This is a genomic window from Alicyclobacillus suci (genome assembly GCF_017329615.1).
In the GTDB taxonomy this organism is placed as follows: domain Bacteria; phylum Bacillota; class Bacilli; order Alicyclobacillales; family Alicyclobacillaceae; genus Alicyclobacillus; species Alicyclobacillus suci.
The window spans coordinates 1-368 of sequence record NZ_JAFMTW010000185.1 but is presented as its reverse complement, the minus strand read 5'-3'; the positions used below and the strand labels follow the sequence as shown (position 1 = coordinate 368).

Below are 368 nucleotides of genomic sequence, written 5' to 3'. Positions count from 1 at the left end.
TTAAATTCCTTATCATATTGCTTCATCACGTGGACACCTCAAATCACCTTATTCTTACATTCTCGATTCGTTATGTCCACTCTTTGATCCTAACACCACCTTATCCTACCGAAGTGCCACTCACGAGCGATGAACCGTTCATTGTCGAACGCAAGCTCCAAGGGTTGTCCCTGCGCGGCATTGACGCTACCGTCTGGGACGACACCCGCAAAAAGCGCCTGACCACCGAGCATGGCGACATGTTGTTCACCCATCTCGGGCTCAGTGGCCCTGCCGCATTGCGTTGCAGCCACTACATTTCGACCGCACGGCGCAAGAATTTGCAGGTGTCCCTGTCTGTCACACTCGATCTCGCCCCCACCTGCGCC

At 53.8% G+C, this 368-nt stretch carries 1 pseudogene; it reads left to right on the top strand.

From position 1 onward, the window contains the following. Positions 1–368: pseudogene (locus J3482_RS20340) on the top strand (hypothetical protein); the annotation flags it as partial.